Annotated in this window: 6 protein-coding genes and 1 pseudogene; 2 read left to right on the top strand and 5 right to left on the bottom strand. The window is 48.9% G+C overall.

The annotated features are described in order from the left end of the window. Positions 1-158: 158 nt before the first annotated feature. Together Q9291_RS00445 and vapC are read left to right on the top strand one after the other, a co-directional pair. A pseudogene (locus tag Q9291_RS00445) lies at positions 159-356 on the top strand (antitoxin); the annotation flags it as partial. Beyond that, the gene (gene vapC, locus Q9291_RS00440; RefSeq protein WP_306388013.1) at positions 356-760 is read left to right on the top strand and encodes a type II toxin-antitoxin system tRNA(fMet)-specific endonuclease VapC; all 405 of its coding nucleotides are present in this window, start codon (positions 356-358) and stop codon (positions 758-760) included. The pseudogene Q9291_RS00445 and the gene vapC, both read left to right, overlap by 1 nt. A gap of 335 nt (positions 761-1,095) precedes the next feature. Here vapC and Q9291_RS00435 read toward each other — a convergent pair whose 3' ends face one another. The 5 genes from Q9291_RS00435 to aas form a co-directional block, all read right to left on the bottom strand. Continuing rightward, positions 1,096-2,130, bottom strand: coding sequence for a hypothetical protein (locus tag Q9291_RS00435; RefSeq protein ID WP_306388012.1), 1,035 nt, complete (start codon positions 2,128-2,130; stop codon positions 1,096-1,098). 60 nt (positions 2,131-2,190) lie between these two features. Next, entirely contained in the window at positions 2,191-3,798 is a 1,608-nt protein-coding gene (locus Q9291_RS00430; RefSeq protein WP_306388011.1) for a hypothetical protein, read from the bottom strand. Positions 3,799-3,800: 2 nt separating this feature from the next. Next, positions 3,801-5,123: an MFS transporter gene (locus Q9291_RS00425; RefSeq protein WP_306388010.1), complete on the bottom strand. Its 1,323-nt coding sequence runs from the start codon at positions 5,121-5,123 to the stop codon at positions 3,801-3,803. Continuing rightward, positions 5,120-6,088: an amidohydrolase family protein gene (locus Q9291_RS00420; RefSeq protein ID WP_306388009.1), complete on the bottom strand. Its 969-nt coding sequence runs from the start codon at positions 6,086-6,088 to the stop codon at positions 5,120-5,122. The genes Q9291_RS00425 and Q9291_RS00420 overlap by 4 nt, the downstream gene beginning before the upstream one ends. Positions 6,089-6,333: 245 nt before the next feature. Continuing rightward, positions 6,334-8,469, bottom strand: coding sequence for a bifunctional acyl-ACP--phospholipid O-acyltransferase/long-chain-fatty-acid--ACP ligase (gene aas, locus Q9291_RS00415; protein ID WP_306388008.1), 2,136 nt, complete (start codon positions 8,467-8,469; stop codon positions 6,334-6,336). Positions 8,470-8,475: the final 6 nt, after the last annotated feature.

The raw sequence follows: 8,475 nt of genomic DNA, 5'->3' as shown, positions 1-8,475 counted from the left end.
GGCTGCCAAGGCCACTTTAGCCTTGAAGCTCGCTGCGTGGGTTCTTCGGGTACGTTTCATTGCTTTCTTTCTCTGCTTTCTGCCGCCTATCGGCTGCAAGGTTAAGCAAGAATATCACTTAAAACACTGTCCAGTTTTCCGGGTCCACCTCTGGGAATAGTCAAGCCGTGCGCTTACCCAAGGAGTTTCGCTTTCAATCTAAAGACGTAGAAATTTTTCAGCGCGGCGACGAAGTGGTATTGCGTGAAAAGCGCTACAAACCTGCAGATGCTCTAGCTATTTTTGCCAGCTTTCCTGCTGACTTCATGGCGGATGGCAGAGACGATGAACACCCTCAAGCACGCGAGTCACTTTAATGGCGCGCTATTTACTCGACACCAACATTTGCATTTATCTCACCAAACACCAACACCCGGCGCTCAATCAACGCTTTTTAAGTTTGGCCGAAAACGATGTAGCGATTTCAGTCATCACCTTTGGTGAGCTCCAGTTTGGCGCACAAAAAAGCCAGCATCGCAGCAAAGCGCTGCAAGCCTTAGATAAGCTCAGCGCCGTGATACCCGTATTAGACATGCAGCAAGAAGTCGGACAACTATACGGCGAAATTCGCGCAACCCTTCAGCAAAAAGGCACGCCGATCGGCAATAATGACCTTTGGATAGCGGCCCATGCCTTAAGTGAAAAACTGATTCTGGTCACCAATAACGAAAATGAGTTTATGCGGGTGCCCAATCTCAGCGTTGAGAATTGGATAGTCTAGCACTGCCATTTAACATCAGTGTTTTCTTCGATTCGTTTCGAATCCAGTCGAAATCATCATCTGTTTTAAATGCGCATTTTTTCCAAACGACTTACTCAAAACAATAGGCTTACATTCTGAACACAAATAGACCGGCTTCTTACTAGATAAATTATAAACCCATGGCCGTTGAACAATAATCCCACATTGAGTGCAATTGCGCGCAACCCGACCCCGCACTGAAGAAGCGCTTTTTAACTTCATACATAACTCCTTTCATGTTAACTTCACTTTTTGCACTAAAATTACACGCACAATACACGTTGGTTATTGCGGCCCACTTGGCTACTAGAGAGTTAGCGTGCAACAAAGTTGTTAACCATTCGATAGAACAGACTTCTAGTAGCCTCTTCTTCTTTCAATTCAAACGTTTCATGATCTGGATACACTTGAACCACACCCTTTCTTCTAAAAACACCTAAGGGCAATGGAAACTTTGCAAACGGGTTATGATATATCTGTAAGCCATCTGTAATCAGTTCGGTATATTCATGCTTATACGAAGTTTTTTGCACTGGCTCACCATGAGGCTCTGACCCCCACATTGAGTTTATGACCATTTTACTATCTGGTTCATGGCACATTGCATCTACCTTCCCCCAACTTGCTGTACAACTAAAAATAATCGCGCTAACTTCAGAATAGGCATTGCTATTGAATATTCCTAGCTCAATTTCAGAGCCATTATCCTTTTCAATAAATCCGAGACTTTTCACAGGAGGTCCGTTTGGATATTTTGATGGATTTGCCATGAAGGCTTCTTCATCAACATAATAGTCATAAAGCAAGGCTTTAATTGGTCGATTGTATTGTAAGTTGAATAACGGTTGCTCAAAAGGTGCTATGGCAATCACAAAAGGATGCCTAGCAACATGCGCAAGTTTCGAATAGTAATCATTGTACTTTCGAGCTTTGCCTAGAATTGCATTTGACAAGCGAATAATGGACTCTCGATTGAGCTCATTAAGGTTTGGCTTCGCCATCAGCGTTTCAAATGTTCTCTCCCATTCATTGGGTTTACCTTGAGCTGCATTGGCAGTAACTGCCTCAACATTAACTCTAAGCCCATCAGCGATAAGATTGAAATCTGGTGACTGATTACTCCAGTCAACGTCAAATCCATACTCTTTGAAAACAGCAAACAAATATATTTCCCAAAAACTAGAATTAAATGTTGTTTGAAACTCTTTCACAAACTTTCCATCTCGATCTTGAAAACCTTCAGCCCATCTAGCAAGCTCGGCTCTCATGGGTTCGCGCCCATCAAGCAATATCGAAATAAAGTTTTGATGTAACCGAGCTTCATCTACAACAGGGGTAAATAAATCCATACTCTATCCAAACTCATATGCTTCAATCTTTACGTAATTAATTAGCGCTACCTTACTCAATTACACATCGTACTTTCCTGACACCTTTTTGAATACTTTTGCGCAAACTCCAACTATCATCAATACAAGTCCAATCACACTGATTAAAAACAGCATCGCCGGTAACGGTAACAACGCAGCGGATTGGGATTTAAGCGCCAAACCCTCTTTCAAATGTTGCGGCAGTGGATTCGGCGTCACTGGAATGATTTTCCACTGGCTTCTATCTGCCGGGGCCTGTTGCAGATATTGCGCGAAACTGTAGACGGGTGCTTGACCATACGCCCGGCTAGAAGGAATTTGTGGAATCCGCACAAAATAGAGGGCTTCAATCTGTTGCGCCATTGCCTGCATGATGGGCGAGCGCAAGCTACTTGTGCTGCCAGTCTGGGCGATGTTCAGCAGGTCATTCCCAATAGCATCAAACGCCACAGCGGGAAACAGCCGCGTCATTTCCGTATTCAGGTAATCGTAGATGGCCCGGCCTTTTTTTAAGCTACGCTCTGTGGCAGCCACATACCAATAAGCTGCACTGGCTTTAAGCATGCTTTCCACGCCACGCATAGGCACCTGCCAGCCCAGATTGCGTAAAGTATCGATGCTGATACCTGCACAGTTTTCCAGTGCATGATCGTACTTAAAATCGTTGCGGTAAAAATGTTGCATCACACGATTATTCAGGGCCTGTATCTGCTTGGGGATATCCGGCTGGCTGAACACTGCCACCAGCATGTACGATGGCCGGTAAAATGCCTGCCCGCTATTGAGGTCTCCCATGTATTTATCAAAGGGCGTGACCCCGGCAATAATGCCTTTTTCGCTATTGGTCGCGAGGTTGTAATAATTATTGACCAACCATGCGCCATATTCCCCCGCGTTGCCGACCTCCCCGGTGGCCAGGGCAAAGTGTCCGCCATGGGCTTCATCGTCATCGCCTTGGGCGCCATTAAGCAATATGCCCAAAGCGGGTTTTCCGGCCGATTGCTGTGCAATGCCGGGTGACTTCTCCCACAATAAGCGACTTTGGTAAGGGCTGCGTGCACCCCCCTGCTCAAACTGTACCAGCGATTGCAAGGTTTCACCGCTGTGCAACGGTTGCTGACCGGCGGCTAAATCCAGCTTGAACGCATGGGGCCACACCGTGCGCGCAACCAGGGCATTAGACGCTGATTCCCCGCGTACGGCAATCACCGACTGACTGAAGAAATCACGGGTATCCGCGTTCCAATAGGATAGGTTACTGGCAATTTTAGGCACTAACTCAAAACGCAAACGCTCACCGCCTGCTGAGCTCACTTCTGTCGCCGTGGCGTTAAGCGTCATCTGCGGCCAGTATCGGCTGGAGCCGGTCCATATTAAAGCAGGCAGCGCATCTTCATCTAATGCGTCAACATCGTCTGCGCCGCGTTTGTGGGGAGAGATGCCTGAGACCGGCAGGCCAGGCTTGGGCACTGCGAAGGTCTCATTTCTAAAATACCACAAGGCTTGTGGTGAAATTGCGCACTGCGCACAAGCGCCTTGTACGGTTTGAAACTGTGATTGTTTGTGCAGCCCCAACCTATCCACCTCTGTCGCACCCTGGGCAAATGAAGTCACCAGGCCAAGGCCCACGCCAAATAAGCGCCGCATGCTTAACCTCTCAAACCGGAAATATAATCACGCACGCTGTGCCAGTATTCTGGCTGGCGCATACATAAATACAACGCCACCAGCACATTAACTGCCGCCGTGATGGCAAACAATTGCGGGATGCCAACCCCCATGCCAAACAACAGCAGTGAAAATCCGGCCGAGAGCACCATAAACAAGGCATTCATAATATTGTTGGCCGCGATCACACGTGACTGATAAGCGGGCTGAGCACGGATTTGCAGCAACACATAAAGAGGCACAATATACAGGCCTCCACTTACGCCGAGCAAACCCACATCCAGCAGCATGCGCCAATACGCCAACCCGCCCAGGGTGTGCAACGTCAGTCCCGGATGTGCGTGTAATTGCTGTTGAATACTCGCGGCAGTATTGGCAAAATCCCAGGCAAATAGCGACATGCCCAGCGCACCCAGCATGACCAAGCCTAACTCCTGCTTGCCTTTGGACAGCTTTTCACACCAGACCGAACCGATGCCTACCCCCACCGAGAAAATCGACAACAGGCTGATAAAGTCACGCTCACTGCCCTGCAACACCTGTTTCGCCAGATTAGGAAACTGTGCCAGCAAGGTTGCACCAAAAAACCAGAACCATGAAATCGCCACAATCGCCACCCACAAGGTTTGCTGCGCCCAAACCATACGCACATTGCGTATGGTTTCAGTGATCGGGTTCCAGTTAATGACCATGCTTGGCTCGGGAGCGGGTGATAGCGGAATGCGTCGGCTAAGGTGATACCCAGACATCGCCACCAGCAATACACACACACTGGTAAACAAGGCATGCTGCTCCAGGCTGCCCAACCAGGCACCCAGCACCTGGCCCAGCAAAATAGCAACGAAACTGCCCATTTCCACCAGCCCATTGCCTGCTGTCAATTCATTTGGCTGAAGATGCTGCGGCAAATAAGAGTATTTAACCGGGCCAAACAAGGTGGAATGCACACCCATTAAAAACAGGGCCAGCGCCAACATGCACAAACTACGGCTTAAAAAACCGATGCTGGCAAACAGCATGATGCAAATTTCCAGGATTTTGACCAGCCGGACAATCTTTGACTTCTCGTACTTATCCGCCAATTGCCCGGCAGAAGCCGAAAACAGGAAAAAAGGCAGAATAAACAGGCCGGGCAGCAAGGTCGCCAGTGTCGCGCCATCCAGCGTCGTCAGGCTGGCGGTATTAAAAGCCACTTGCGTGATCAATGCAGTTTTAAACACATTGTCATTAAACGCGCCCAGGCCTTGTGTCCAGAAAAATGGGCTAAACCGTTGCTGATGTAACAAGTGGAAAGGATTGCTCATGCTCGCTCAAAAATATGTCTGGTTTCAAAAACTGCGGTGGAGAAACTTTGGCCGTGGATCGCGATTAATCGCTTCAGAGCAAAGTCATATAACAAGGGGTGATGGTTTTTCAAAGCCATTAAAAACGGTTTATGCGTTTCATCAAGCCAGCCATGTGCGACCAATGTATTCACATTCGTGAGCGGCATAATGCCAGGCAGAGGATAATCTGACCCATGTATTAACCTTGTATGCCAATCTTGTCTTTGGATTAACTCCGGTAATACCCAGGCGTGGTTGATCAAAGTCGTTGCCGAAATATCGCCATATAGCAAGGGTTGGTAATCAGGCGTATCCATTAAGCGCTTAAATAGCTCAAAACTCCTCACTTGCCGACCCCCATGGTCTAAATCCTGATCCATTCCATCACTGGCGCAGTGGGCAAGTACGACTGTTGCACCGTGATCAAGCGCGCGTCGCATCCTCAAAGGATTACCAAACGCTTGCTCACCGCCGGGCACAGCACTTTCCTGGCCTGTATGACTAATAATCGGCATTCCCAATTGTGCTACCTTTTTGTAGAAAGCATCACATTTAGCAGAGGCCGGGTCTATGCCCATGCCTGATGGCAACCACTTGATTGCTTTCGCACCAAGCGCATACGCGTGATCGAGCGCATCAACCGCATCGGGTCTAAAAGGATGGATACTGGCGACCCATTCATATCTTTCCGGCATGCGCTGGGCGATAGTGGCCGCATATTGATTTGAAATATGGAAAATCGAATGCTGCTTAAGAATGTTGCCTTGTGTATCGCGGTGCCAATCAAATGCAAACAGCATCAATTTCATGCCTGCAGGCATCGCTTGGGTCAGTGCATCCATTCTGGCCACAGAAGATTCATCTATACGAGATGGATCTGCACATGTGGCATTCATATAAAAATTCTTTTGCAGCTTTAGCTGTGGATGAAGCCACTCATCCATGGCCGGGTTAAACCAGGTTTGATTCGATGCGTCACCAACCCCGACTAAATGCACATGGGCATCCCACACCTGGTCAGGACGTATGCCTTGCCAGATCGTTTGCCATGTTTCGTGCTGATAAAGCGCTGGTGTAAGCTCCGTTTTGCAGGGATGTGCCAGCCCGCTGTCTGGAAAATACTTCCATGCAGGCTGCGTTAACCCTCCGCACAGAAACGCTCCGCCAGCCATGATGAACTGCCTACGGTTCATGCTGCCTTTTCTGCCATCTGTTTGAGAGTCACATAATCCGTTTTACCAGTGCCCAGCAATGGAATTTCGTCGACACGGATAATTTTGCGTGCAATTGCCAGTTCTGGTGCGCCCAGGTTTTTGGCAACGATTTGCAGGTCTTCACGCTTGAGGGCAGGGTCGGTTGTAAACAGCACAATATTTTCACCACGGTTGGCGTCTGTCTGGGTGCTGGCTGCGTGCGCACAATCAGGGGCGGCGGTATGCGCAATTTTTTCAACGGTTTCAAGCGATACCATTTCGCCAGCGACCTTGGCAAAGCGTTTGACCCGGCCTTTGATATGTATAAATCCTTCGCCATCGATTTCAACGACATCGCCTGTGTCATACCATCCGTCTTTGGGCGGCACCAGCACGCCTGGCTGGTCGTATAAATAATAGCCTTTCATGACGTTATCGCCTTTTACATACAGCAATCCACCTTGCGTAATGCCGGGGACGGGTTCTAGCCGATGCTGGATGCCGGGGAAGAACTGACCTACGCTGCCATGACGGTTGGCCATCGGTGTATTGGCAGAAATGACGGGCGCACATTCCGTGGTGCCATAGCCTTCAAGAATGCGGATCCCGAATTTTTCATGATAAATCTTGCGTACTTCTTCATTGAGTTTTTCTGCGCCAGCAAATACAACGCGTAGCTTGTAAAAATCATAGGGATGCGCATGTTTTGCATAATTGCCCAAAAAAGTGCTGGTGGAAAAAAACACCGTGCAGCCTTTTTCGTAAATCACTTCCGGGATCAGCTTATATTGCAAGGGTGAGGGAAACAGCAGAATACGCACAGCGTTAAACAACGCAAGCAATGAGCAGGTAAAGCCAAAGGCATGAAACAAGGGCAATGACATCATGAGCTTGTCAGCAGGTGTAAAGTCCAGCATAGCAATGGTCTGGTGAATATTGGCCAGAATATTTTTATGGCTGAGCACCACCCCTTTGGGCTTACCCTCCGAACCCGAGGTAAATAAAATCACTGCGGTATCATTCGCCTGGGTAGGCTCTATGGCGGCACGCGGGTAATGCAGGGCATAACCCATCAGCCAGGCTCGGTCGAGCATGCCAAACTGGTTACGCAAGTCTTCAAGGTACACAATGTTCAAGCCTTGCATCTGTGCCACCACCTCTTCCAGCTTGGCGGCTTCGAGAAACTTGCGTGAAGTGATGACCGTGCGAATATCGGCGGCAATACAGGCGTTCTGTATGCCAGCGGTCCCGGCTGTGTAATTGAGCATGGCCGGTACGCGCTTGAAAGCTGTCATGCCCAGTATCAACGCCAGCGTGTTAGTAACATTGGGCATCAGCACCCCCACCGCTTCGCCAGAGACACTGACTTTGCATGCCAGCCGACCCAGTGCCAGACTCCGCTTGAGCACCTCCTGATAAGTATCCTCCACTTGATTCATATCTTCGATGATGCGGGTTTTGGCACCAAATTTGTCCATGGCATCCAGCAAAGTCTCAAACAGTGTTTTACTCTGGTGGGTTTGGTATAGCATATGCTGCATGATGTTGCGCATGGCTTCGCCAGCGATGCGACGGCGTTGCTTGGCGCTTAATGGGGCATGCTGCCCGTGCTGTTCAATGCGGATATCGGTGACTGGCAACACCTTGAGCGAAACCCGTGGAAACAGCTTGCGCGGATGCGCATCAGACAATCGGCCAAAATAAGATTGCGCGGCGCCCTCTACGCGCACAGGTAAAATTTTGACCCCGGTTTTGGCCGCCACAAAGCCCGGGCCGTCATACACCTTCATCAAGGCACCTGTCAGCGTAATGCGGCCTTCAGGGAAAATCACCACGTTTTCACCCGCATTCAGGCGCTGAATCACCTGTTTCATCGCTAATGGACTGCCGGGATTTACCGCAAGATGCGGTGTTAACTTCAACACGAGCCTGAAAAATGGATTTTTCAATACCTCGCTATGCACAACAAAGGTCGCGCGCTTGGGTAAAAACAGGCCGAGCAACAACCCATCCAGAAATGACTCGTGGTTGGCAATAATCAACAAACGGTCTTCAGCTGGAATATGTTCCAGTCCACTGACCTTTACACGAAACATTAAACGACACAATTCTCTTAACATGCTAACCAGCATTGCCTT

Source organism: Methylophilus aquaticus, assembly GCF_030769565.1.
Classification (GTDB): domain Bacteria; phylum Pseudomonadota; class Gammaproteobacteria; order Burkholderiales; family Methylophilaceae; genus Methylophilus; species Methylophilus aquaticus.
This window is presented reverse-complemented; position numbering and strand designations above follow the sequence as displayed.